The organism is Komagataeibacter xylinus NBRC 15237 (genome assembly GCF_001571345.1).
In the GTDB taxonomy this organism is placed as follows: domain Bacteria; phylum Pseudomonadota; class Alphaproteobacteria; order Acetobacterales; family Acetobacteraceae; genus Komagataeibacter; species Komagataeibacter xylinus.
Genome location: NZ_BCTP01000034.1, coordinates 1 through 24,102 on the forward strand (window position 1 = coordinate 1; position 24,102 = coordinate 24,102).

Annotated in this window: 26 protein-coding genes, 1 tRNA gene and 1 pseudogene; 17 read left to right on the plus strand and 11 right to left on the minus strand. The window is 64.4% G+C overall.

Going from position 1 to position 24,102, the window contains the following annotated elements:
* Both GXY01S_RS18595 and GXY01S_RS12135 read left to right on the plus strand, forming a co-directional pair.
* A pseudogene (locus tag GXY01S_RS18595) lies at positions 1-340 on the plus strand (hypothetical protein); the annotation flags it as partial.
* Positions 341-807: 467 nt separating this feature from the next.
* Positions 808-1,077 carry an HU family DNA-binding protein gene (locus tag GXY01S_RS12135; protein ID WP_010514654.1) on the plus strand — a complete coding sequence of 90 codons (270 nt, stop codon included), beginning with the start codon at positions 808-810 and terminating at the stop codon, positions 1,075-1,077.
* Between the two features lie 48 nt (positions 1,078-1,125).
* On the opposite strand, the gene GXY01S_RS12140 is transcribed toward GXY01S_RS12135, so the two are convergent.
* The 3 genes from GXY01S_RS12140 to GXY01S_RS12150 are packed head-to-tail and all read right to left on the minus strand — an operon-like array spanning position 1,126 to position 3,865.
* Complete coding sequence (locus tag GXY01S_RS12140) at positions 1,126-1,713, minus strand: LutC/YkgG family protein (RefSeq protein WP_061275453.1); 588 nt, start codon at positions 1,711-1,713, stop codon at positions 1,126-1,128.
* The gene (locus GXY01S_RS12145; RefSeq protein WP_061275455.1) at positions 1,710-3,125 is read right to left on the minus strand and encodes a lactate utilization protein B; all 1,416 of its coding nucleotides are present in this window, start codon (positions 3,123-3,125) and stop codon (positions 1,710-1,712) included. Before GXY01S_RS12145 ends, GXY01S_RS12140 begins: the two co-directional genes overlap by 4 nt.
* Complete coding sequence (locus GXY01S_RS12150; RefSeq protein ID WP_061275514.1) at positions 3,122-3,865, minus strand: (Fe-S)-binding protein; 744 nt, start codon at positions 3,863-3,865, stop codon at positions 3,122-3,124. Before GXY01S_RS12150 ends, GXY01S_RS12145 begins: the two co-directional genes overlap by 4 nt.
* A 106-nt stretch (positions 3,866-3,971) precedes the next feature.
* Between GXY01S_RS12150 and GXY01S_RS12155 the strand changes: the two genes are divergently transcribed.
* Complete coding sequence (locus tag GXY01S_RS12155; protein ID WP_061275457.1) at positions 3,972-4,910, plus strand: LysR family transcriptional regulator; 939 nt, start codon at positions 3,972-3,974, stop codon at positions 4,908-4,910.
* A gap of 14 nt (positions 4,911-4,924) precedes the next feature.
* Here GXY01S_RS12155 and GXY01S_RS12160 read toward each other — a convergent pair whose 3' ends face one another.
* The 3 genes from GXY01S_RS12160 to GXY01S_RS18215 are packed head-to-tail and all read right to left on the minus strand — an operon-like array spanning position 4,925 to position 7,127.
* Positions 4,925-5,986, minus strand: coding sequence for a zinc-binding metallopeptidase family protein (locus tag GXY01S_RS12160; protein WP_061275459.1), 1,062 nt, complete (start codon positions 5,984-5,986; stop codon positions 4,925-4,927).
* Complete coding sequence (locus tag GXY01S_RS12165) at positions 5,983-6,894, minus strand: transglutaminase family protein (protein ID WP_061275461.1); 912 nt, start codon at positions 6,892-6,894, stop codon at positions 5,983-5,985. The genes GXY01S_RS12160 and GXY01S_RS12165 overlap by 4 nt, the downstream gene beginning before the upstream one ends.
* Entirely contained in the window at positions 6,891-7,127 is a 237-nt protein-coding gene (locus tag GXY01S_RS18215) for a hypothetical protein (RefSeq protein WP_129551664.1), read from the minus strand. Before GXY01S_RS18215 ends, GXY01S_RS12165 begins: the two co-directional genes overlap by 4 nt.
* Before the next feature lie 45 nt (positions 7,128-7,172).
* Between GXY01S_RS18215 and GXY01S_RS12170 the strand changes: the two genes are divergently transcribed.
* Positions 7,173-8,639, plus strand: a complete 1,467-nt coding sequence (locus GXY01S_RS12170) for a circularly permuted type 2 ATP-grasp protein (RefSeq protein ID WP_061275463.1) — start codon at positions 7,173-7,175, stop codon at positions 8,637-8,639.
* Positions 8,636-9,661 carry an alpha-E domain-containing protein gene (locus GXY01S_RS12175; protein WP_340640761.1) on the plus strand — a complete coding sequence of 342 codons (1,026 nt, stop codon included), beginning with the start codon at positions 8,636-8,638 and terminating at the stop codon, positions 9,659-9,661. Before GXY01S_RS12170 ends, GXY01S_RS12175 begins: the two co-directional genes overlap by 4 nt.
* A 126-nt stretch (positions 9,662-9,787) precedes the next feature.
* On the opposite strand, the gene GXY01S_RS12180 is transcribed toward GXY01S_RS12175, so the two are convergent.
* The 5 genes from GXY01S_RS12180 to GXY01S_RS12200 form a co-directional block, all read right to left on the minus strand.
* Positions 9,788-9,862: transfer RNA gene (locus GXY01S_RS12180), tRNA-Gln, on the minus strand.
* Between the two features lie 209 nt (positions 9,863-10,071).
* Positions 10,072-10,710 carry a hypothetical protein gene (locus GXY01S_RS12185; protein WP_061275467.1) on the minus strand — a complete coding sequence of 213 codons (639 nt, stop codon included), beginning with the start codon at positions 10,708-10,710 and terminating at the stop codon, positions 10,072-10,074.
* 57 nt (positions 10,711-10,767) lie between these two features.
* Complete coding sequence (gene proC, locus GXY01S_RS12190; protein ID WP_061275469.1) at positions 10,768-11,604, minus strand: pyrroline-5-carboxylate reductase; 837 nt, start codon at positions 11,602-11,604, stop codon at positions 10,768-10,770.
* Positions 11,604-12,107, minus strand: coding sequence for a type III secretion system chaperone family protein (locus GXY01S_RS12195; protein ID WP_061275471.1), 504 nt, complete (start codon positions 12,105-12,107; stop codon positions 11,604-11,606). The genes proC and GXY01S_RS12195 overlap by 1 nt, the downstream gene beginning before the upstream one ends.
* A gap of 149 nt (positions 12,108-12,256) precedes the next feature.
* Positions 12,257-12,547, minus strand: coding sequence for an accessory factor UbiK family protein (locus tag GXY01S_RS12200; protein WP_061275473.1), 291 nt, complete (start codon positions 12,545-12,547; stop codon positions 12,257-12,259).
* Between the two features lie 162 nt (positions 12,548-12,709).
* Here GXY01S_RS12200 and rfaD point away from each other — a divergent pair, with 162 nt between their 5' ends.
* The 12 genes from rfaD (at position 12,710) to GXY01S_RS12260 (ending at position 24,035) form a co-directional block, all read left to right on the plus strand.
* The gene (gene rfaD, locus GXY01S_RS12205) at positions 12,710-13,690 is read left to right on the plus strand and encodes an ADP-glyceromanno-heptose 6-epimerase (RefSeq protein WP_061275475.1); all 981 of its coding nucleotides are present in this window, start codon (positions 12,710-12,712) and stop codon (positions 13,688-13,690) included.
* Between the two features lie 47 nt (positions 13,691-13,737).
* Complete coding sequence (gene lgt / locus GXY01S_RS12210) at positions 13,738-14,601, plus strand: prolipoprotein diacylglyceryl transferase (protein ID WP_061275477.1); 864 nt, start codon at positions 13,738-13,740, stop codon at positions 14,599-14,601.
* Complete coding sequence (locus GXY01S_RS12215) at positions 14,598-15,617, plus strand: class I SAM-dependent methyltransferase (protein WP_061275480.1); 1,020 nt, start codon at positions 14,598-14,600, stop codon at positions 15,615-15,617. The genes lgt and GXY01S_RS12215 overlap by 4 nt, the downstream gene beginning before the upstream one ends.
* Before the next feature lie 86 nt (positions 15,618-15,703).
* Positions 15,704-16,495, plus strand: coding sequence for a peptidoglycan editing factor PgeF (gene pgeF, locus GXY01S_RS12220; protein WP_061275482.1), 792 nt, complete (start codon positions 15,704-15,706; stop codon positions 16,493-16,495).
* 7 nt (positions 16,496-16,502) lie between these two features.
* Positions 16,503-17,483, plus strand: coding sequence for a hypothetical protein (locus tag GXY01S_RS12225; protein ID WP_061275485.1), 981 nt, complete (start codon positions 16,503-16,505; stop codon positions 17,481-17,483).
* Between the two features lie 456 nt (positions 17,484-17,939).
* Positions 17,940-18,929: a ribose-phosphate pyrophosphokinase gene (locus tag GXY01S_RS12230; protein ID WP_061275487.1), complete on the plus strand. Its 990-nt coding sequence runs from the start codon at positions 17,940-17,942 to the stop codon at positions 18,927-18,929.
* Positions 18,930-19,012: 83 nt separating this feature from the next.
* The gene (locus tag GXY01S_RS12235) at positions 19,013-19,603 is read left to right on the plus strand and encodes a histidine phosphatase family protein (protein ID WP_061275489.1); all 591 of its coding nucleotides are present in this window, start codon (positions 19,013-19,015) and stop codon (positions 19,601-19,603) included.
* A 113-nt stretch (positions 19,604-19,716) separates the two neighbouring features.
* Positions 19,717-20,337 carry a 50S ribosomal protein L25/general stress protein Ctc gene (locus GXY01S_RS12240; RefSeq protein ID WP_061275491.1) on the plus strand — a complete coding sequence of 207 codons (621 nt, stop codon included), beginning with the start codon at positions 19,717-19,719 and terminating at the stop codon, positions 20,335-20,337.
* Between the two features lie 42 nt (positions 20,338-20,379).
* Complete coding sequence (gene pth / locus GXY01S_RS12245) at positions 20,380-20,952, plus strand: aminoacyl-tRNA hydrolase (RefSeq protein ID WP_061275493.1); 573 nt, start codon at positions 20,380-20,382, stop codon at positions 20,950-20,952.
* Positions 20,953-20,958: 6 nt separating this feature from the next.
* Positions 20,959-22,053, plus strand: coding sequence for a redox-regulated ATPase YchF (gene ychF / locus GXY01S_RS12250; protein ID WP_061275496.1), 1,095 nt, complete (start codon positions 20,959-20,961; stop codon positions 22,051-22,053).
* 46 nt (positions 22,054-22,099) lie between these two features.
* Positions 22,100-23,383: a glutamate-5-semialdehyde dehydrogenase gene (locus GXY01S_RS12255; RefSeq protein ID WP_061275498.1), complete on the plus strand. Its 1,284-nt coding sequence runs from the start codon at positions 22,100-22,102 to the stop codon at positions 23,381-23,383.
* Between the two features lie 7 nt (positions 23,384-23,390).
* Complete coding sequence (locus GXY01S_RS12260; RefSeq protein ID WP_061275500.1) at positions 23,391-24,035, plus strand: nicotinate-nucleotide adenylyltransferase; 645 nt, start codon at positions 23,391-23,393, stop codon at positions 24,033-24,035.
* Positions 24,036-24,102: the final 67 nt, after the last annotated feature.

The following is a 24,102-nucleotide window of genomic DNA, read 5'->3' on the forward strand; positions in this document are numbered from 1 at the left end:
CGATGGCGGGACGGCGGGCGCGGTCTATGCCGTGGCAGGCTCGGGCAATGATACGCTTGTCGGTGGCACGGGCAACGATACGCTGGTGGGCGGCAGTGGTGCGACCGAATTCGAGTTCATCAAGGGCAAGGATGGCGGCACCGACATCATTCAGGATTTTGGCAAGTCGGCCGGTAATGCCGTCCTCCTGTCCGGTTATGGTGCGACTCCGGCTTCCATCCAGTCCATGCTCGACCAGGCCACCATCAGCGGGGGCAATACCACCATAAGCCTTGATGACCAGACCCAGATTACGTTCGTGGGTGTAACCGACCTCAAGGCGCAGAATTTCAAAAGCTGATACCGGGGGGCGGAATCGCCCCTCAACCAGCGTGCATGGGCCATGAAGGTGGCCAGAACCGCCTGCCAATGCGAGATCGTGCAAATTAAAAGAAGTTTTTGGTGGAGTTTTTTCATAAAAGCTTCACATAACACGGATTTTTTCAAAAAAAGAAAATTTTTCTATAATTTAATTGTTTTTTATCAACGGCTTGCATCCGAATCAATTCCTGATGATGCTTTATCGATATGAAGTTTTCATGGTGGAACATATCGGCGCCCGGCACGGCAATTTTATGAATTCAGCCGGTTATTGCTGCACATATCAGCGATAATTTTCATGTGATAACAAAAAATTGCTGGTCTAACCTCAGTCATCAGGTTACAAGCCGCGACCGTTCGGCCCGGTGGGGCAACTGGCCTGTTTTCAAGACGGGTGCAGGATATTTACGAAATTCATTTCCAGCCCGGAAGGAGTAGGCAGTTCCGATGAGTAAGGCCTTCATTGCAGCCGTCATTCAGGATTCGATTGATTGCACTGGCGTCGCGGCCAACCAGGCCGCATCCGACCTGATTGCGGCCATTGTCAAGGAACTGAAGCGCGAGGGTGGTTTCACCCTGCCGTCTTTTGGCACGTTCACGGTCAAGAAGACCAAGGCCCGCAAGGCGCTCAACCCGCGCACGGGCGAGCCGGTCAAGGTCAAGGCAGGCAAGACCGTGCGCTTCAAGGCCAGCCCGAACCTGAAAAAGGCCGTCTGACCTTTTGATATCCGGCCCCTTCCCATGAGGAAGGAGCCGTTACCGCGTTCAGGTAAACCAGACCGAGAGCGAACGCACGCCCTGCGCGCCACGGATCAGCACGCCCTGAATATCCGCCGTGGCGGAGGGGCCGCTCATCAGCACGCCGTAATTGGCGGTCTTGAACTCGGGCCGCTCCTGATAGGCGGTGTGCATGTTGGCGGTCAGTTGATCTGCTGCGAGCAGCACCACGATATGCTGGCCCAGATGGGCAAACGAGTTGATGGGCAGTTGCGCCTCGCTCAGGAAGATCGAACCCATTTCCGCAATGCCGAAGGGCGCGCGCACCACGGTTACGTCGATGGTGGCGGCATCCTGCGGGGTCTTGACCTTCTCGACCGGCAGCGTGCCCTTGGCCTCGGGCACGTTGGAGCAGATCATCCTGGCATCGGGGTGGCGGCGCAGGATTGCCTGGTCCAGCGTTTCGCCTTCGACCGGCTCCAGCACGTCGCCGCCCAGGATCCTGAGGCTGGTGATGAAGCGCTCGCGGCTGGCATCAAGGTCGCCAAGGGTTGCGACCGGCGGCAGCGGGTGGTTTTCCGGCGTGGGGCGGTTGGCCCGCAGGGCCTGCAGGATCTCGTCGCGTGCGGTGCTCATTTCTTGGTCTCCGGTGCGGCGGCGGGCTTGGCTGCGGTCTCGCGGTTCTTGCGATACCAGTCATTGAAGGTCTGCTTGACCGGGTGCGGGTTTTCGCGGTGCTTGCCCCACGGGTTGAGCCAGTTATAGAGCACGAAGCGCGGCATGGTGCTGAGCGAGACCTCGGTGGCCTTGATGGCGGCGCGGTACATCTTGGGCTGGCCCATCAGCTTGCCCGCCATGTGCATGATCTCGCGCTTGACGAATGGCATCTCGTGGTGCTGCACCAGCACGCGGCGCCATTTGTAAAGCTGCTCGTGGATGTTGATCTTGACCGGGCAGACATTGGTGCAACTGCCGTTCAGCGTGGAGGCATAGGGCAGGGTGCTGTATTTGCGCTCGTTGAAGGTCGGGTCGATGATCGCGCCGATCGGGCCGGAATACACCGCCCCGTAGGACAGCCCGCCCGAACGGCGATAGACCGGGCAGGTGTTCATGCACGCGCCGCAGCGGATGCATTTGAGCGAGGTCCAGAAATCTTCCATGCCCAGGCGTGCGGCACGCCCGTTATCGACGAGCACCACATGCATCTCGCCGCCCTTCTGCGGGCCACGGAAATGGGTGGTGTACTGCGTAATGGGCGAGCCGAGCGCGCTGCGCGAGAGCAGGCGGATGAACACGCCCATATCCGCCATGCGCGGCACCAGGCGCTCGATGCCGATGGTGGCGATGTGCAGGTTGGGCACCGTCGCACTCAGGTCGGCATTGCCTTCATTGGTGCACACGACAAACGTGCCGGTTTCCGCCACCACGAAGTTGCCGCCGGTCATGCCCGCATCGGCATGCAGGATCACGGGTCGGGCGGCCTGGCGCTGGGCCTCGGCGAGCAGGTGCGGATCGCGGATGTTGGGGTCGGTGTGGTAATCCTTGGCGAAGATCTTCGCCACGTCGGCGGTCAGCTTGTGCACCGCCGGCACCACGATGTGGCTGGGGAGCTGGTCATCAAGCTGCTGGATGCGCTCGCCAAGGTCGGTCTCGGTTACGGTCACGCCCTGTTTGGCAAGGTAGGGCCGCATGTCACACTCTTCGGTGACCATGGACTTGCTCTTGATCAGGTTGCGCGCGTTATGGGCCTTCAGGATCTCGCCCACGATGCGGTTATGTTCCGTCCCGTCGCGCGCCCAGTGTACGTGAATGCCGTTCTTTTTGGCATTGGTCTCGAACTGCTCAAGATATTCGGGCAGGCGCGAGAGCGTGTGTTCCTTGATGCGCGAGGCTTCCTCGCGCAGTTCCTGCCACTCGGGCAGGATGTGCATCTGGGCATCACGCTTCTGGCGCATGTCCCACAGGCGTTCGTCATGGAACTGCAGGTGGGGCGCATCCTCGATGAAGTGCTCCGCCGCCCTGGCGTGATTGACGGGCTTGTCGCTCATTGGGAGGCTCCGTTGAGGATCTGCGCAATGTGAATGAAGCGGATCGGCACGCCCGCGCGCTCGGCGCAGCCCTGCTGGTGCATGATGCATGAGGAATCAGCCGAGACGATGTATTCAGCGCCCGCCTGATGGTGGTCGCGCACCTTGTCCACGCCCATCCTGGCGGACACCGCCTCTTCCGTGACCGAGAAGGTACCGCCAAATCCGCAGCATTCATCAGGCCGTTTGGGGGTGGCGAAGCTTATGCCCTTGACCTTGCTCAGCAGGTCCATCGGCTTGGAGAAGGGCTTTTCGCCCAGTTCCGACATGCTGGCCGTGCGCAGCGCGCGCAGGGTGCCGCAACTGTTATGCAGGCCCACGGTGTGGTTGAACTCGGCCCAGGGAAAGGCATCGACCTTCAGGATATCGTGCAGGAATTCCACCAGTTCGTAGGTGTTTTCACGCACGTGGCGGACTTCATCCGTCTGGGGAATTGCATCGAAATTGTCACGCACATGGTGCGTGCAACTGCCTGAAGGCATGACGATCTTGTCGTATTTGGCGAAGTTGCGCACGAACAGCGCTTCCGCCGCCGCGGCATCCGAGTTGCAGCCGGAGTTGCCCATGGGCTGGCCACAGCAGGTCTGGTCAAGCGGATATTCGACATCCTGCTCCAGTTTTTCCAGCAGCTCCAGCGTGGCAATCCCGGCATCGGGATAGAATGCGTCGATATAACACGGAATGAACAGGCCAATTTTCATCAGGGGATACTCATCCTCAGCACGGTTGGCGCGAAACGTGGCGCATGGCATGTTATTTCGTCAAATATATATTGAAGAAGATTCCCATATATAATTTATATGGAATATGGATTTAAGGCATTTACGATATTTCGTGGCGGTTGCCGAGAACGGGAGCTTCACGCGGGCTGCAGAGCAGATAGGCATGGAACAGCCACCTCTGAGCCAGCAGATCAAGCAACTGGAAAATGAACTTGGCGTGCTGCTGTTCCAGCGCCTGACGCGTGGCGTCAAGCTGACCGATATCGGCCTGGTGCTGCTTGACCAGGCCCGCGCGCTGTTGGGCATGCAGCAGCAGTTCATTGCCACCGCCACGGGGCTGGCGCGGGGCGAGAAGGGGCATATCCGCGTGGGGCTGGCGGGCGCGGTCTCGCTGCTGCCCATGATTCCGCTGACCGTGCGCCGCTTCCGTGAAGTGTGGCCCGATGTGACCATCTACCTTGAGGAAAGCAACACCCCCGCCCTGCGCAAGGCGCTGCATGACCGCGCGATCGACATTGCCGTGGTGCGCCCGCCGGTGCCCGATGGGGCGGGGCTGCTGGTCTCGCCGCTGCTGGAGGAGGAAACGGTCGTGGCCCTGCCCAAGGGGCACCCTCTGGCCGTCCACCCGCATCTGGAACTCGAGATGCTGGCCGATGAACCCTTCATCATCTTTCCGCGTGAGCTGGGGCCGGGGTTTCATGATGCCATCCTGTCGGCCTGCCACAATGCGGGCTTTACGCCGCGCATGGGCCAGCAGGCCCCGCAGATCGCCTCGACCGTGCCGCTGGTTGCGGCGGGGCTGGGGGTTTCGGTCGTGCCACGCTCGCTGCGCCAGATCCATTCCGGCGGGGTGACCTATCATTCACTGGGTGCGAAGGCCCCACGGGCGGAACTGGCCATTGCCATGCGCGCGGGCCAGCATGTGCCGCTGCTGTCCAATTTCATCTCGACCCTGCGGGCATGCTGCCGCGACATGCATGCCGGTGCGCAGGTCATCGCGCTGGGTGAGGCGGAAGGGGAATGACAGAAGTTGGCTGACTACCCCACACGGCTCTCGCGGATCAGCTCGTGGATGAAGGCAAGCTTGCGCAGGATGTCGGGCGTGAGCACGAAGGGGTAGAAATCCGGCAGCCCCATGGAGCGGTTGAGGCTGTTGACGGCATAGGTCAGTGGCAGCCAGCCCTGCGTAATCTCGTCGAAGGTCATCTCGGTATAGGGGTCGCGCGTGACGCTGGCGCGCAGCGGTGGCGCCTGCGCGCCCCGCGCATCAAGCGACATGCCATACGCCCAGGCGGTCTCGAGTGTCGAGATGATGTGCAGATAGTGCGCCCATGTCTCGGCAAAGTCCTCCCACGGGTGGGAAGTGGCATACTGGCTGACATACAGCCCCTGCCATGCGGTGGTGGGGGTGGCGGCGTAATAGGCTTCAAGGCTTGCGCCATAGTCGCGCCGGTCATCGCCAAACACCGCGCGGCAGGCGGCCTGGCGCGCGGGGCCTGCGTCGCGGATGAGCACGTTCCAGTAATAATGGCCGATCTCGTGGCGGAAATGGCCGAGCAGGGTGCGGTAATATTCCCCCATTTCCAGCCGCAGGCGTTCGCGCTGGGCGTCATCGGCCTCATGGATGGCAATGGTGATGATGCCATTCATGTGCCCGGTCATGGCGGGCGTGCCATCGGGCAGGCTGTCCAGAAAGTCGAAGGCCAGCCCGCCCTCGGGGTCCTGCCTGCGGTTGCGCAGCGGCAGGCCAAGGCGCAGCAGGGTGTAGAATAGCCGGTGCTTGGCCACTTCAAGCTTCTGCCACCGCTCGATATTGCCGGGCACTGACAGGTTGGGAATGGTGCGGTTGAAGCTGCACGCAATGCAGTAGGCCTGCCCCGGCTGCGCCAGCCAGTTGCACGCGCTATGGGCGTTGTTGGCGCACAGTGCGCGCGCCTGACCGGGGGCGGCGAGTGGCTTCCACAAATCGCCGCCCAGGGCATCGAGCGCGCTGAGTTCGGTCTGCTCGGGCAGGTAGCCCAGCGTGTGGCCACACCGTTCGCAGGCCGTATTCTCGAAAAACAGGACCTGCTGGCACGACTGGCAGAAAAACAGCTTCATGAAGACAGGCTCGACCGCAATGGTCCGCATGCGGCGTGCGGGGGCTGCACGGTGGTGCGCATCGTCGCCTCGAAGGTGGCAGTACACTGGTCAAGCAGCCCGCTCACCGGGGCGGCCTGCTGCGGGCGGGGGGCCGCGGCCAGCGCCACGTGCCCCTGTGCCGCCCGCAGGCCCGATGTCGTATCCAGCCCCACCCATCCGGTGCCGGGCACATGCACCTGCGCCCAGGCATGGAGTTCGCAGCCCAGTTGTTCAGGCGCGCAGCGTTCGGGCTGGAACAGGTAGCCCGACACGAAACGCGCGGCAAAGCCCAGGCGGCGCAGGACGGTAATGAGCAGCCAGGCGGTATCGCGGCATGATCCGGCACCATGGCCCAGGGTTTCCTCGGGCGACCACACGCCCGCTTCGGGGCGGATGCGATAGGTGATGTCGGCCGCGATGGCGCGCGTCAAGTCCATGAGCAGGTCGGCCGTGGGGCAGGGCAGGCGCGCGCGCCACCTTGCCACCAGCGCATCGAGGTGCGGCGTGGGCGCGCTCGGCGCATCGCCAGCGGCGGGGTGCCGGTAGGCGACAAGCGACGGGCCGCCATCCACGCTCTGCGCCGTCCAGATCCGCGCGGCGGGTGCGACGGCAAGGGGGCGGGGAAGGATGGGCGTCTGGTCGGTGGTGAGGGTCGCGGTAATATCGAAATGCGTGACACGCTCATCAAACGTGACGCGGGCAACGCGGTTGCCAAACGGGTCATGGCACCATGCCTGCGTGCTGGGCGCGGGGCTGATGCTGAGTTCGTGCGCGAGCATGGTGGCGCAGCCGGGCAGGGGGTGCAGGCGGATGGTCTGCGGGCCGAGATGAACAGGCCGGTCGTAGCGGTAGCGTGTGTGGTGGACCAGCATGGCACGCGCGTTCATGTAATCCTGAGCCTCGGTAAACTGTTCTGCCTGCCATCGTGATCCCGGCGATGGTGGTTTGGACATAATGGGTATGCCGCCCCCACGGTATCAGGATTGGCGGTGGCAGCAATATCGTATTTTTTCGGCATTTTGACCGGAAAGGGAAGGGATTGCAGATTCGTTCTTGGCAAGAGATGATTTTCTTGCTCCGCTAGTAATGGATCGAAATGAAACAGCAGGTGGGTGGACATGATTCCTTCACGCCTGATCCTCCTCCCCGCAAGCGGAGGCAGGGCATGAGTGACATGAAGATGGCGGCAAAGGCCGCCGGGCTGTTCGCGACGTATGATGTCCCGGATTTTTTCTGTGAACTGCTCAACCGCAAGGACATCCCGCCCGCCGGGCTGCAACAGGTGCGCGACCGGCTGGCATGCTTTGACCTCGCCGAGCTGCGCCGGCGTGCCGCAGCCGTCGAGGCCCAGTTCTACCGCCTTGGCATAACGTTTACCGTCTATTCCGACCGCGAGGCGATTGACCGCGTGCTGCCGTTCGATGTCATTCCCCGCGTATTGACGGCGCCCGAATGGGATCATGTCGAGCGCGGCGTGCAGCAGCGCGTCAGGGCCATCAACCTGTTTTTGCACGACATCTATCACGAGCGGCGCATATTGCGTGATGGTGTCATCCCCGCGTCACTGGTGCTGGGCAACGCCAATTACTGCCAGGCCATGGTGGGGATCGACGTGCCCGGCGGGGTGTACGTGCATATCAATGGCACCGATCTCGTGCGTGACCGCGATGGCCGCTTCCTGGTGCTCGAGGATAACGCGCGCACGCCTTCAGGCGTGTCGTATGTGCTCGAGGACCGGCAGATGATGCTGCGCCTCATGCCCGACCTGGCCTCTGGGCTGGACCTGCGCCCGGTCGATGAATACGGCCCCCGCCTGCACCGCGCGCTGGCCGAGGTGGCCCCTGCCGGCGTGGATGACCCGCAGGTGGTCCTGCTCTCGCCCGGCATCTACAACGCCGCCTATTTCGAGCATGTGTTCCTTGCGCGCGAGATGGGCATACCATTGGTGGAGGGGCGCGACCTGATCGTGGAGGATGGCCGCGTTTACATGTGCACCGTGGCCGGGCTGCAACCGGTGCATTCCATCTACCGCAGGCTCAATGACGACTTTCTGGACCCGCAGGTGTTCAACCCCGACAGCCTGCTCGGCGTGCCGGGGCTGGTCGATGCCTACCGGCGCGGCAATGTCACGCTGGCCAACGCCATCGGCACCGGGGTGGCCGATGACAAGGCGGTCTATGCCTACATGCCGCGCATCATCCGCTACTACCTTGATGAAGAGCCGATCCTGACCAATGTGGAGACGCATATCTGCGCCGAGCCGGAGGGGCTGGCCTACACGCTGGCCAACCTTGAGCACCTTGTGGTCAAGCCGGTGGGCGAATCCGGTGGCTACGGCCTGCTGATCGGCCCGCATGCAACCCAGGCCGAACTGGAGGATTTTCGCGGCAGGCTGCGTGCGGACCCGGCCAATTACATCAGCCAGCCCGTCATCAGCCTGTCGGTCTCGCCCACGCTGTGCCCCGCAGGCGTCGAGGCGCGGCATGTGGACCTGCGGCCCTTCGCCGTGACGGGGCGCGATACCTGGGTGCTGCCCGGCGGCCTGTCGCGGGTGGCGCTGCGCAAGGGGTCGCTTGTGGTCAATTCCTCGCAGGGTGGCGGGGCGAAGGATACGTGGGTGCTGGCGTCATGACACAGGTTTCGGTTTTCCCCACCCCGGTGCTGCCGGGCCTGCGCAACCTGCTCTCGCGCTACGCGGAAAGCACGATGTGGCTGGCGCGCTACATGGAGCGCATCGAGAACATGGCCCGGCTGATCGAGGTCACGGGCACGTCGGTGCATGCCAGCAACATGGATGCGGGGTGGGACAGCGTCATCCGCATCAATGCCGATGAGGACACGTTCTTCCTGCGCCACAAGGTGGCGACCGAGCGCACCGTAGTCGAATTCTACATCATTGACCCCGACAACCCGGATTCGATCGTGTCCATGGCGCGGTGCGTGCGCGAGAATGCCCGCGTGCTGCGCCCGCTGATCTCGACCGAGATGTGGATGCACCTCAACGTCTTTACACGCTGGGCCATGGATCTCGGGCCTGATGATGTGGGGGCAAGCTATCTGTCCACGCTGTGCACGCGGCTCAAGCAGGAATGCCAGACCCATTTCGGCATAACCGAGGGCACGCTGTACCGCGATCAGGCCTGGCTGTTCTACCTGCTGGGCAAGAACCTTGAGCGCGCGGATCAGATCACGCGCGTGATCGACATCAAGTACCACACCCTGCTGCCCAGTGGGGAAGGGGTGGGGTCGGATATCGACCTGAGCCAGTGGACGTCCGTGCTGCGCTCGGCGGCGGCCTACCACGCCTTTCGCCGCGTGCTGCCCGAGGGCATGACGCCTGCCAATATCGTGGGCTTCCTGCTCAAGAATGACGGGTTCCCCCGTTCGCTCTCCTCCAGCCTGCGCTGTGTTTATAGCGTGCTTGGCTCACTGGCGGGAGAATACCGGCTGCGCCATTGCGGGCCGATTCTGGAGCGGGTGGAGGAACTGCGCGTGACGCTGGCCGAACAGACGGTGGACGACATCATCCTGCGCGGCCTGCATGAATACATGGACTGGATCCAGCGCGAATTGCGGCTGATCCAGAACGAGATTGCCGGTGCCTTCTGGCCCCCCGTGGCGTTGCAGGTGGCGGGTAATGGCAGGACGCAATGAACACCGCTGCCTTTTGGAAAAAAAGGCGGTGTCCCAAAACTTTTATTTTTGAGATTGGCGCATGACACCGGTTCCGGCAGGCGTGCGGGCCGGATTGTCACATGCCGTTTTTGCAGGAAAGGAAACTGGCTGGGGCGGGAGGGTTCGAACCTCCGCATGGCGGAATCAAAATCCGCTGCCTTACCACTTGGCTACGCCCCAACAGGCCATACGCTACGCGATTCGCGCGGCGTGATGCTGTTCTAATATCTCAGCCGCGGTTTGAAAAGTCTGCCCCCGGAACATCAGGGGCATCAGAAAGAAGTTTTTGGTGAAGCTTTTTTCAAAAAGCTTCAAAAGATCGCCGCCTTTTGGAAAAAAAAAGACAGCACCCAAAAACTTTGATTCTGTTTTAACAGCGCCCTGACACGTCAGGCCGAAGGTTCAAGCGGCAGGTCCACCAGCGGGTCGGTGTCATGGCCGTGGCCTGCGGGTGCCGTGGGTTCGCTGGCCTCAGGCCCGAAGGAGACGAAGCGGCCCGCGCGCTTGAGCGCCTCCTCCAGTGCCGCCATGGTCAGGCCCATGTCGGCGCTGTCATCACGGTCCCATGTGCGCAGGGTCAGGGTCCATGCGCCCACCAGCGCCTGCAGGCGCAGCGCGCCGGCCAGGCCGGTGGTGTCCACGCCTGCTGCGGTGGCGATCCACTTCATGCTCTCCAGCGTGGCCCCGCCAAGCAGCACGGCCAGAACAGGGTCGGTGGGCAGGGCGCGCAGTACGCTGCGCACGCCCTCGCGGTATTGCTGGAACACATCAAGCCTGCGCATGAGCATGTCGAACAGCCTGTCGCGCACGCTGCCCTGCGTTTCGTCTTCTACCAGCGCCGATTCATCGGCCAGGCGCCCGAGTGTGAACAGCAGCTTGGTCTTGCACGCAAAACGCTTGCGCGCGGTCTCGAGGCTCAGCCCGGCATCACGCGCGGCATCAACGACCGTGGTGCGCCGCCATCCGTGCGAACCGGCACGCTCCAGCGTGGAGCGGAGAAGGGTGGCGTCAAACAGGTCGTTATCCATGGAGGGTCTGATCTTCCGGGTTAGGAATTAAAATGGGGGCCGCAAGCTGCCGCTGCGTCATGAAACGGGCTGCGGGCCTGACAGTTCGCGCGCGCGCCGGGCGGCGGCGGCAAGGGCGGCATCAAGCGTGGCGGGCCAGGCATCGGGCGCCATCAGCACCGCAAGCGCCTGCTGTGTCGTGCCGCCGGGGCTGGTCACGTTCTGGCGCAGGGTGGCGGCATCAAGCCCGCTGGCCTGCATGAGCGCGCCGGAGCCTGCCACCGTCTGGCGCGCGATCTGGCGCGCAAGGGGGGCGGGCAGGCCGTGGTTGATGCCCACCTGCTCGAGCAGTTCGGCAAGCAGGAACACATAGGCAGGCCCGCTGCCTGAAATGGCGGTGACCATGTCCATCTGGTCTTCATGGTCGATCCACGCCACTTCACCCACAGCACTTAACAGGCGCGCGCACAGCCTGCGATCGGCTGATGTGGCGGGTGGGGGGGCGTAACACACCGTCATGCCCTGCCCGATGGCGCTGGGCGTGTTGGGCATGGCGCGGATTATGGCAGGAGCGCCGCTGCCCGCGGGCAGGCAGGCGTTCAGTGCGGTGGCCAGGCTCTCCACCGTGCGGCCCGCGAGCACGGACAGCACGGGGGCGTGGGCGGCAAAGGGGGCGAGGGCGGGCAGCACCGCATCCACCTTCTGTGGTTTGGTGGCCAGCACGATCATGCCGGGGCGGAAGCTGGCGGGCACCGCATCGAGGCTGCGCACGAGCTGATGCGGGGGCGGCACCGAGTCGCGATGGCGATCGACGATGAAGGAAGGGGCAGGCCCCTCCTTCAGCCAGCCATCGAACATGGCCCCCCCCATCTTGCCGCAGCCCACGAGCAGCAGGGGCGGAAGGAGTTCGCTCATTATGCCATCCCCGCGCAGTCGAGCATGGCGGCCTCAAGGGCTTCCGCCGGTTTCTTGCCGCCCCACAGCACGAACTGGAAGGCGGGATAGAACCGCTCGCATTCCGTCAGCGCGATGTCGATCATGTCTTCAAGGCTTTCCATCGAGGCCCCGCGTGAGCCGCGCAGCAGCACCGCATGGCGGAACACGGGCGTGCCGTGGTCAAGATCCATGCCGAAATGGCCGATCCACAGCCGCTCGTTGGCCAGCGCCACGAGTTCAAACAGGTTGCGGCGCTGCTCGGGCGGCACCTTGAGGTCGAACGTGCAGGTGAAGTGCATGGCGTTCACCTCTTCCGACCAGCAGAAGAACAGGCCGTAATCGCACCATTTGCCCGGTGCCTCGGCTGCCATTTCCGAATCGCTGCGGCGTTCGAAATTCCAGTCGTACCCGCCCACGATCTGTTCCATCTGGTCGAGCGGGTTTGTATTACGAGAGGTGGTGATCTGAGTCAGAGCAGGCATGTGGCACTCCCCGAAGCCGTCGTGGAGGAGATCCGGCCGTGACGCCGGATTCCGTGTCTCTGCAACCCGGTCCGTGTCCTGTTGCGGGGAATCAGGGCGCGGACCGTCCTGTTACACTATGGCCCGCAGGCACTGGCTGCAAGCCTCGTTCAGCTACCGGCATGCGGGGTGGGGGTGGTCAGGCTGGCCTCAAGGTCGGATACGCGCTCTTCAAGGCGGGCGATGCGGTTTTCCATCTCGCCCTGGGCAAGGCGCGCGCGGGTGGCGACTTCGCGCACCACTTCAAATTCATCGCGGCGCACGAGGTTCAGGCTGCCGAGTGTTTCATCCACGCGGGCACGGACCATGGCGCCGATTTCCTCGCGCACGCCAGCAAGGGCGGAGAACGCGCCGCCGGCCACACCGGCAAGGTCATCAAAAATGCGGGGCCTGTCGGACATAGTGGATACTCCATGACGTTCCGCGCGCCCACCGTGACCCGGCTGCCGCGCGAAGGGGAAAGGCGCTACTATAGACACATTGCCGCCTCAGGGCTATCCGCACGATTGTGGCGGCCTTGGGGTGCGGCCATCAATGTGCAGGCAGGAGCGGGGTGCGGAGCAGTGATCGTGATTACCGGGGGCGCGGGCTTTATCGGCTCGTGCATGCAGCAGGCCCTGCACGCGCGCGGGGTTGATACGGTGGTGGTGGACTGGCTGGGCAGTGCTGGCAAATGGCGCAACCTGCGCCACCATGCCCCCGTGCAGGTCGTGGCACCGGAGGCGCTTGATGCATGGCTGGCCACCCGGCCCGATGTGTCGGCGGTGGTGCATCTCGGCGCGATCAGCGAGACGACGGCAACCGACGGCGACCTCGTGTGGCGCACCAATGTCGACCTGTCATGCCGCCTGGCGCAGTGGTGCGCGCATGAGGGCGTGCGCTTCATCTATGCGTCATCCGCCGCGACCTATGGTGCTGCGGACAAGGTGGAGCAGTTCAGCGATGACCCGGCGGGGCTGGACAGGCTCAACCCGCTCAACCTGTATGGCTGGTCCAAGCAGGCGTTCGACCAGATCATGCAGCACCGGCTGGCGCGCGGCGAGTGGTCGGGCCTGTCATGGGCGGGGCTGAAGTTCTTCAATGTCTATGGCCCCAACGAGTATCATAAGGGGCGCATGATCTCGGTGGTGAAGGTCAAGTATGACGAGGCGCGGGCAGGCGGGCCGCTCACGCTGTTCCGCTCCGACGTGCCGGGCCTGGCCGATGGCGCGCAGGCGCGTGACTTCATCTGGGTGGGGGATGTGGTCAATGTCATGCTGTGGCTGCTTGACCATACAAATGTGTGCGGGCTGTTCAACTGCGGCACCGGCATTGCGCGCACCTATGCCGACCTTGCGCATGCGGTGTGCGATGCGGCGGGTGTTGCACCCAGGATCGAGTTCATCGACATGCCGCAATCCCTGCGCGGGCAGTACCAGTCCTTTACCTGTGCCGACATGCGCAGGCTGCGGGCGGCGGGCTACAGCCATCCCTTCACCACGCTGGAGGATGGCGTGCGGCGTTACGTGCATGACTATCTTGCCACCCCCGATCCCTATCTCTAGGCATCGGGTGCGCCCCTGCTTCTTCCCTGATTACTGAAAGTCGGTCCATGCTGCCTGTTCTGGTCTTTCCGCAGTTTGATCCGGTAATGGTCCATTTCGGGCCGTTCGCCATACGCTGGTACGCCATGGCCTATATCGTGGCGCTGGTGGCGGGGTGGCGCATTGCCCGCCGCCTTGCGGCACTGGCCCCCCGGGCGGCTACGGCGCTGCAGGTCGATGACTTCCTGACATGGGCCACGCTGGGCGTGGTGCTCGGCGGGCGGCTTGGCTATATCCTGTTCTACCAGCCCGGCTATTACCTCACGCACCCGCTGGCCATATTGCAGGTGTGGCATGGGGGCATGTCGTTTCACGGGGGGGCGGCGGGCGTGATCATTGCGCTGATTGCATTTACGCGGCTCAACGGGTTGAGCTTTCTTGCCTTTTCCGACCGTATCACCACGGTGGTGCCCATCGGGCTGGGGCTGGGGCGCATCGCCAACTTCATCAATGGCGAACTGTGGGGCAGGCCCGCCTCGCCCGCGCTGCCCTGGGCCATGATCTTCCCCGATGCCGGGCCGGAGCCGCGTCATCCATCCGAGCTTTATGAAGCCTTTGCCGAGGGGCTTTTGCTGTTCACCCTGCTGTGGTGCGTCTCGCGCAGCCTGAAGGTGCGCCAGCATCCCGGCTTCATTGCCGGGCTGTTCCTGTTTGGCTACGCGGTGGCGCGCACGGTGTGCGAATGCTTCCGCGAGCCTGATGCGTTCATCGGCTTCCTGCCCTTTGGCGTGACCATGGGGCAGGTGCTGTGCGTGCCCATGGCCATTGGCGGGCTGGGACTGATGCTCAATGCGTATATGCGCCCCGCCCGCACCGTGGTGATGGCGGAACCGGCGGAAGAGACCGCCGGGGATGGCGAGGCCACGAAATGACCGGACAGCCCGAAAGGCTGGACCACTTCATGGCGCGGGCCAACGCGGCCTATTACGCAGGCCGCGACCCGTTTGCCGATTTTATTACATCGCCCGAAATCTCGCAGATGTTTGGTGAATTGCTGGGCGCATGGGTGGCCGTGGTGTGGGGCCAGCTTGGCCGCCCCGCCCCTTTCGTGCTGGCTGAGGCGGGGCCAGGCCGGGGCACGCTCATGGCCGATGCCCTGCGGCTGCTGCGCCACGTGGCCCCCGCCTGCCACGCAGCCGCACAGGTGCACCTGATCGAGACCTCGCCCCGCCTGCGCGCCTGCCAGAACGCGGCCCTGAAGGCCGCCACGCCCAACCCGGTCAACTGGCATGATGGATTGGCCAGCCTGCCGCAGGGGCCTCTGGTCCTGCTGGCCAACGAGTTTGTCGATGCGCTGCCCATCCGCCAGTTCGTGCGCCACGGGCAGGGCTGGGCAGAGCGTTTTGTGCAGGCGGGGCGCTTTGTGGAGCAGGCGGCTGTTTTGCCGCCCACTCACCCGGCTCTGGCGCGGCCCGTGCCTGATGGCAGCGTGCTGGAAACCTGCCAGCCCGCGCTGGATTTTGTCCACGCCCTTGCCGCCCGCCTGCAACACGGGCGCGGGGCGGCGTTGCTGATTGATTACGGTTATGATGCGCCCGCATGGGGCGATAGCCTGCAGGCGCTACGGGCGGGCCGCCCCGTTGACCCGCTCCGTGACCCCGGCACGGCCGACCTGACCGCCCATGTCGATTTTGCCAGCATGGCGCAGGCAGCAGGCAGTGTTGATGTATGGGGCAGCGTGAAGCAGGGCGATTTTCTTGCAGCCCTCGGGCTGGGCGCGCGCGCCCAGCAGCTTGCGCGCGCGGTGCCCGCGCAGGCGCAGGATATAAGGGCGGCAGCGAGGCGGCTGGCGGCCCCTGAGCAGATGGGGCGGCTGTTTCGCGTGCTGGGGCTATCGGTGGGTGTTGCGGGCCTGCTGCCGGGTTTTGCGCAATTGCGCGCAACATAAAGAAGTTTTTGGTGAAGCTTTTTTCAAAAAGGCGGCACCCGGAAACTTTATAAATTTTCCTGTTACGGGATGAGGGGAAAACACGGATGACGGATAGCGCGATCACGGATGCGCAGGTGGTGCACGTCCCCGCCCTTGCAGGCATGCGGCATGGATTCTTCACCCGCCTTGGCGGCGTATCCACCGGGCCGTATGCCACGCTCAACTGCTCGACCCGCTCGGGTGATGATCCGCGCGCCTTGCGCGAGAACCGCCGCCGCGTGGCGCGGTATGTCGGTGTCGCGCCTGACTGCCTGCTGGGCCTGACCCAGGTGCATGGCGATCACGTGCTGACGGCAACATCCCCGTGGCCCGCAGGGGCCGGGCCGGAGGGCGACGCGCTGGTCACGGCCACGCCCGGCCTGGCGCTGGGCGTGATTACGGCGGATTGCGCGCCGATTCTGTTCAGCAACGCGCAGGGCACGGTGGTGGGCGCGGCCCATGCGGGCTGGCGGGGCGCGTGTGGCGGCATTATCGAGGCCACGGTGGCGGCGATGGGCGCGCTGGGCTGCGCGGCAGGCGCCATAACCGCTGTTGTCGGCCCCTGTATCGCGCCTGCCAGCTACGAGGTCGGGCCTGACATGCGGGCCGACGTGCTGGCGCGTGATGCGGCAGGGGCTGCGTTTTTCAGCCCGGCGGCGCGGGCAGGGCATTTCATGTTCGACCTGCCGGGTTACTGCGTCATGCGCCTTGAGCAATGCGGGGTGGGGGCCGCCATGGCGCTTGGCCTCGATACCCTGCGTGATGAAGCGCGGTTTTTCAGCCATCGTCGCCGCACGCTGGCAGGGGGTGGGCCGATCGGGCACCAGATTTCCGTTATCGCCTGCCGGGCGGTATAAGGGGGGCATGATGTCAGACGTTCTTGCCCGCCGGTCGGGTGCGCTCGCGGCCCTTGTGGGGCTTTCCCTGCTGGGGGGCTGTGTGGATGTACCGCACCCCTTCCGCCATGATGGCTCCGGCGCGCAGCCCCCCACCGCGCGGCTGGCCGTGCCGGTTTCCACCGCATCAGGCACGGATGAGGCCGGCGCGCAGGCCTGGCAGCATGCCATGGTCGAAGCCATGCTCGCGCAGTCGGTGCCCGCCATGGGCCAGCCGGTCAAGCCGGGTGACTGGTGGCTGAAAATGACCACCACGGCGCAGAACGATACGGTCATTCCCACCTATGCCGTCATGACCCCCAAGGGCGAGGAACGCGGGCATATGAGCGGTGCCGCGGTGCCCGCGGCGCAGTGGCAGGCGGCGGACGGGCAGGCCGAGACCCGCTCGGCGCAGGAGGTGGCGCCAGGGGTTGCCGAACTGCTGACCGGCATCCAGGCAGCCCAGATGCAAAAAGACCCCAACAGCCTCAAGAACCGCCCCGCCCATGTCTATTTCGCGGGCGTGCAGGGCGCGCCGGGCGATGGTGACCACGCGCTGGCCCGCGCCTTTACCGCTGCCTTCCCCGATGCGCATGAAGACCTGCGGCATGCGGCCACGGGCGCGGATTACACGGTGCGCTGCACCGTGGTGCTCAATGATGCGGTGACCACGACGTCCACCACGCCCCAGCAGCATATCGTGCTGACATGGAAAGTGCTCGACGCGCAGGGCACCGAAGCGGGTGCCGCCACCCAGATTCATGACATCGCGGCCCATTCGCTGGATTCCCGCTGGGGCGACGTGGCCGTGGCCGCTGCCGATGAGGCGGCAGGAGCCGTGCGCCAGATCATCACCCGCTATTCCGGCCGCGAAAACGCGCCGCTTGCCGCCGATGGCACCCTGCCCGCGCCGGGAAGAGCACCAGCTCCGGCCCCGGCGGCCAGCGCATCTGTCCCTGCGCAGCCCTGAATTTGAATGAATCTTTAAGAGACTGTTTGAAAACAATTCATTGATAAAAAATGACAAAAGTTTTTGGGTGCCGCCCTTTTTCAAAAGGTGGCGTTCTTCGAAGCTTTTTGAAAAAAGCTTCACCAGAAACTTTCTGATGGTTGCTGGATGTTTCCTGATCTGACTTTTCAAACAGTCTCTAAAAACAGTGTCGTGATAAAAAAGAATAACAGTTTTCGGACATCGCCTTTTTTCAAGAAAGGCGATGTCTCGGCGCGGCCTGTAGAAAAAAGCCGCCCTGCTGCCCGGCAGGCCACAAGGGTGTGACGGATCGGCAACGGGGGGCAGACGTGCAGGTTTGCAGACCCTTAGGCAGGTGACAGGCCATGTGCCGGTTGATAGAACGCCGCACATACACAACGGGGGCGGAAAAAACCGCCCTCCAGCGCCTCTACCGCCGCCCGGGAGCGTCACACGATGAAGATTGTCGCCTGTAACAGCAACCTGCCTCTCGCCGAGAAAGTTGCGGCGGAGCTGGGGCTACCGCTCTGCAACGCGACCGTGCGGCGTTTTGCCGACATGGAAATTTTTGTCGAGATTCATGAAAACGTGCGTGGCGAGGATGTGTTCGTCATCCAGAGCACCTGCTCGCCCACCAATGACAACCTCATGGAACTGCTGATCATGCTCGATGCCCTGCGCCGGGGCTCGGCACGGCGCATCACCGCGGTCATGCCGTATTTCGGCTATGCCCGCCAGGACCGCAAATCCGGCCCGCGCACGCCCATCAGCGCCAAGCTCGTGGCCAATATCCTGGTCGAGGCCGGTGCGAACCGCCTGCTGACCATGGACCTGCACGCCATGCAGATCCAGGGCTTCTTCGACATACCGGTCGATAACCTCTACGCGGCCCCGCTGTTCACGCGCGACATCCGTGGCCGCATGAAGCTCGAGGGCGAGCCCCCGCTGCCCTATGACGCGCCGCCCATGGACATTCCCGGCGGTCGGCACAACCTCATGATCGTCTCGCCCGATGTGGGTGGCGTGGTGCGTGCCCGCCAGCTTGCGCAGCGGCTGAACGTGGACCTTGCCATCATCGACAAGCGCCGCGAACGTGCGGGCGTGTCGGAGGTGATGAACGTGATTGGCGACGTGCGGGGCCGGTACTGCATTCTGGTCGATGATATTGTCGATAGCGGCGGTTCGCTGTGCAACGCGGCCGAAGCGCTGATGAAGCACGGGGCCGCGGCGGTCGAGGCTTACGTGACCCATGGCGTGCTGACTGGCAGCGCCGTGAGCCGCGTGGGCCAGTCGCCTCTGGGCATGCTGACCCTGACCGACAGCATCAAGGCCACCGAGGCGGTGAAGGACGCCGCCAATATCCGCCAGATCAGCACGGCGGCCCTGATTTCACGCGCCATGCAGGCCATCTCGGATGAAAGCTCCGTCTCCTCGCTGTTCGACTGAACGCCTTGAAGCCGGGCGCGGGATTGACCGCCCCGCCCGCGCGGCGCTACCCCCAAGGGTGTAGTAGAGTGAAGGAACGACGCATGACTGATCTGATGACCCGGCCATACTGGTACCTGCGCCATGGGGAAACGGACTGGAATGCGCAGGGGCGCTCGCAGGGGCGCACCGATATTCCGCTCAACGCCACGGGCATTGCCCAGGCCGAGGCCGCTGGCCTGCTGCTGGCGCGGCACTGGCGCGATCATGCGCCCATCGTGCGCATTGTCGCCTCGCCGCTCGTGCGCGCGCGGCGCACGGCCGAGATCGTGGCCGACCAGCTTGCAGCCAATGGCGCCCCCCGCCTTGAGGTCGCGCTTGATGACGGGCTGAAGGAAGTCTGCTTCGGCGCGGAAGAAGGCAAGCCGATGGGCTCGTGGTACGATAGCTGGATTGCAGGCGAGTACACCCCCCCTGATGGCGAAAGCTTTGCCGACCTGCGCGAGCGCGCGGTCTCGGCGGTCAATCGCGCGCTGGAGCTTGATGGCGTGCCGCTGATCGTGTGCCATGGCGCGATGTTCCGCGCCCTGCGCGCGGCCATGCACCTCAAGCCCAATGTGCGCCTGCCCAACGCCACCCCCATGTGGGCCGAGCCGGGGGCTGCGGAAGTGTGGAGTCTCACCGCGCTTTCCTGAAAAACCGGGGCTGTCCGGGCTTGGTGATTGCATAAGGCGCGGTTTTCCGTTAAACGCCGCGCACGCGCTGGCACCCCTGGAGGCCCGCGCGCTTGTGTTTCAGGAGCAGACAAGTGACCAAATTCACCAAAATCGAAGTCTCTTCGCGCGCGAAGGCTGGTAAGGGGGCAGCGCGTGCAACGAGGCGTGCCGGCCACGTGCCCGGCGTGATCTATGGCGGCGGCCAGGAACCCACCCTGATCGCGCTCGACCCCCGTATCGTGAACCGTGAGCTGCACAAGTCCGGCTGGCGTTCGCGCATCTATGACATCTCCGTTGAAGGTGGCGCATCCGTGCACGCCCTGCTGCGCGAGATCCAGCTGCACCCCGTAACCGATGCCCCGATCCATGTGGATTATCAGCGCCTCGCCGCTGGCCACAAGGTGCACGTGGAAGTGGCAGTCCGCTTCACGGGTGAAGAGGTTTCGCCGGGCGTCAAGCGCGGTGGCGTGATGAACATCGTCCGCCACACGGTCGATGTCGTGGTTGATCCGGCTGATATTCCGGAATTCTTCACCGCCGACCTGTCCAAGCTCGACTTCCACGACAACGTGCGCTGGGAAGACCTCAAGGGCACCGAAAAAGTGACCCCCGTGCTGCATGACAACAACTTCGTCATCGCCAACGTGGCACCGCCCAGCGTTGATGAAGAGCCCGAGGGCGCCGAAGCCGCTGAAGGCGCAGCCGAGGGCTGATTGCCCGCCCGCCGCCCCGAATACCTGACAGGAGACTGAACGATGCTGCTCTGGACCGGTCTTGGTAATCCCGAGACGGGGATGAGCCGGAATCGTCACAATGTCGGCTTCATGGCGGTGGACCGGATTGCGCAGCGCCACGGGTTCGGCCCGTGGCGCAAGCGCTTCCGTGGCGAGATTGCCGAAGGCATGGTGGGGCGGCACAAGGTGCTGCTGCTCAAGCCCATGACCTACATGAACCTCTCGGGCGAGAGCGTTCAGCAGGCGGCAGCCTTTTACAAACTGCCGCCCGAGGCCATTACGGCCTTCCATGACGAACTAGACCTCGAGCCGGGCCGCATCCGCGTCAAGCGTGGCGGCGGGGCGGCGGGGCATAACGGCCTGCGGTCGATGGATCGCATGCTGGGCACGAAAGAATACTGGCGCGTGCGGCTTGGCATCGGGCATCCCGGCAGCCGCGAGCGTGTGACGGGCCATGTGCTGGGCGATTTTTCCCGCACGGACCGCGAGTGGCTGGACCCGATGCTTGATACGCTGGCTGATGAAGCCACGCTGCTGGCGGATGGCAGGCCGGAACTGTTCATGACAAGAATGGCCGCGCAGGCCGGGGAGTAAGGGCGTATGGGCTTTAACTGTGGCATCGTGGGCCTGCCCAACGTGGGCAAATCGACCCTGTTCAACGCCCTGACCGAGACCGCGTCGGCGCAGGCCGCGAACTATCCGTTCTGCACCATCGAGCCCAATGTCGGCCGCGTGGCCGTGCCCGATACGCGGCTGGCGGAACTGGCGCGGATTGGCAAATCACAGAAGATCCTGCCCACCAGCCTTGAATTCGTCGATATCGCGGGCCTCGTGCGCGGCGCCTCGCGCGGGGAGGGACTGGGCAACCAGTTCCTGGCCAATATCCGCGAGGTGGATGCCATCATCCACGTGCTGCGCTGCTTTGAAGATGATGACATCACCCACGTGGAAGGCGGCGTGGACCCCATCCGCGATGCCGAGATCATCGAGACCGAACTGATGCTGGCCGACCTCGAATCGCTGGAGAAGCGGATCGTGGCGCTGCAGAAGAAGGCGCGCGGCAATGACCGCGAGGCGGCAGCCCAGGTTGAACTGATGGAGCCGCTGATCGAAGCCCTGCGTGAGGGCCTGCCCGCGCGCAAGGCCATCCCGGCAGGCCAGGAAGAAGCCGTGCGCCGCCTGCAGCTCATGACCTCGAAGCCGGTGCTGTATGTGTGCAACGTGGATGAAGCCTCGGCTGCCACCGGCAATGAATTTTCCGAGCGCGTGCGCGCGCGGGCGGAAGAGGAGGGGGCCGCCATGGTCGTGGTCTCGGCCGCGATCGAGGCCGAAGTGAGCCAGTTGGGTGCTGAGGACCGGGTCGAGTTCCTTGAAGGCCTTGGCCTGAAGGATAGCGGCCTCGACCGCGTGATTGCCGCAGGCTACCGCCTGCTGGGGCTGAGCACCTACTTTACCGTAGGCCCCAAGGAGACGCGGGCCTGGACCATTACCGAAGGTACCAAGGCCCCGCAGGCGGCCGCCGTCATTCATAATGATTTCGAGCGGGGCTTCATTGCATGCGAGACCATTGCATATGATGACTACATCGCCTGCAATGGCGAGGCTGGTGCCCGTGAGGCGGGCAAGCTGCGCATCGAAGGGCGGGACTATGTGGTGCAGGATGGTGATGTCCTGCTGTTCCGCTTTAACGTCTGATACGGGCACGGTGCCCGTTCAGGAATAGACCAGGGAGTTACGGATCATGGACCAGGCTGTTGCAACCCCCACGCGGGCCGACGCACCGCAGCCGGACGTGATCCGCACCATGGCGCTCGCCGCCCGCACGGCAGCCCGCGTGCTGGCCCGCAGCACGACCGAAACCCGCAACAGGGCCCTGGGTGCCGCAGCCTCTGCCCTGCGCGCGGCACAGCCGGAACTGCTCGCGGCCAATGCGCGTGACGTGGCGGCGTTTACCGGGGCAGCTTCCTTCCGCGACCGGCTGACGCTCAACCCCGAGCGGGTCGAGGCCATGGCGCAGGGGCTTGAACAGATTGCCGCCCTGCCGGACCCCGTGGGGCACATCATGGCGGAATGGGACCGGCCCAACGGCCTGCGTATCCGCCGGGTGGCAACGCCCGTGGGCGTGATCGGCATGATTTATGAAAGCCGCCCCAATGTGGGCGCGGATGCGGCGGCGCTGTGCATCAAGTCCGGCAATGCCGTGATCCTGCGCGGCGGGTCGGACAGCCTGAACAGCGCGCGCGTGATCCATGCGGCCATGCAGGCGGGGCTTGCGGCGGCCGGCCTGCCGGTTGAATGCGTGCAGATCCCGCCTGATGCCGACCGTGCCCATGTGGCTGCCATGCTCGGTGCGGCGGGGCTGATCGACCTCATCATTCCGCGTGGCGGCAAGTCGCTGGTCGAGCGCGTCTGTGCCGAAGCCCGCGTGCCGGTGCTGGCCCATGCCGAAGGGCTTTGCCACACCTACGTGCATGCGGCGGCTGACCTGGAAATGGCGCGGCGCATCGTGCTCAACGCCAAGCTGCGCCGCCCCGGCATCTGTGGCGCGACCGAGACGCTGCTGGTGGACCAGGCCATTGCGCCGAAAATCCTGCCCGGCCTGATCGAGGATCTGGCAACGCGCGGCTGCGCCTTCCGTGCCGATGAACGCGCACGTGACATCATTCCCGACCTGCCCGCCGCCACCGATGCGGATTTCGCTACCGAATGGCTTGATGCCGTGCTCTCGGTTGGCGTGGTGGATGGGGTGGAAGACGCGCTGGCCCATATCGCCCGCTATGGCAGCGCCCATACCGAAGCCATCGTGACGGAAGATGCCCAGGCGGCCACCACCTTCCTCAACGGCACGGATAGCGCGGTGGTGATGTGGAATGCCTCCACCCAGTTCTGTGATGGCGGCGAGTTCGGCTTCGGGGCCGAGATCGGCATTGCCACCGGGCGCTTTCATGCCCGTGGGCCGGTCGGGCTCGAGCAGCTCACCACCTTCCGTTACGAGGTGATTGGCACGGGGCAGGTCCGGTCCTGATCCGGGCATGCGCGGTGGCATGGCGCCTGTAATCCCGACCCATGGGGATGGGCGGCGCATGCGCGTGGGCCTGCTCGGTGGCTCGTTCAACCCGGTGCATGAAGGTCATGTGCAGCTTGCCTGCCGGGCGCTGCGGCAACTGGGGCTTGATCAGGTGTGGTTCCTTGTCTCGCCAGGCAATCCGCTCAAGCCTGTGGCGGGCATGGCCCCGCTGGCGCAGCGCCTGGCGGGGGTGCGGGCGCGCATTGATGGTGTTGCGGGCAGGCGGCTGGTGGCGACCGATATCGAAAGCTGCATCGGCACCCGCTATACGGTCGATACGCTGGCGCGGCTGAAGCGGCTCTTCCCGCATGTGCGGTTTGTCTGGCTGATGGGGGCGGATGGGCTGGCGCAGATGGGCCGGTGGCGGCGGTGGCGCGATATCGTGCACATGACGCCCTTTGCCGTATTGCCGCGCCCTGGCTATAATCCTGCCGCATTGCACGGCCAGATTGCCCGCAGGCTTGCGCGCTGGCGGCTGCCCGCGCGCCGGGCGGGAACGCTGGCAACATGCATGCCGCCCGCATGGGTCTTTCTTCCCGCGCCGCAGAACGCTATATCAGCTACAGAAATACGTGCATCGCAGGCCGCGCATGGCCGCCGACGGGAGTAACAGTCATAACCAGAAAGCCTATAGCCGAGAGTGGCGCCAAGCGCCGTACCGGCAGCCCCCATGCCGC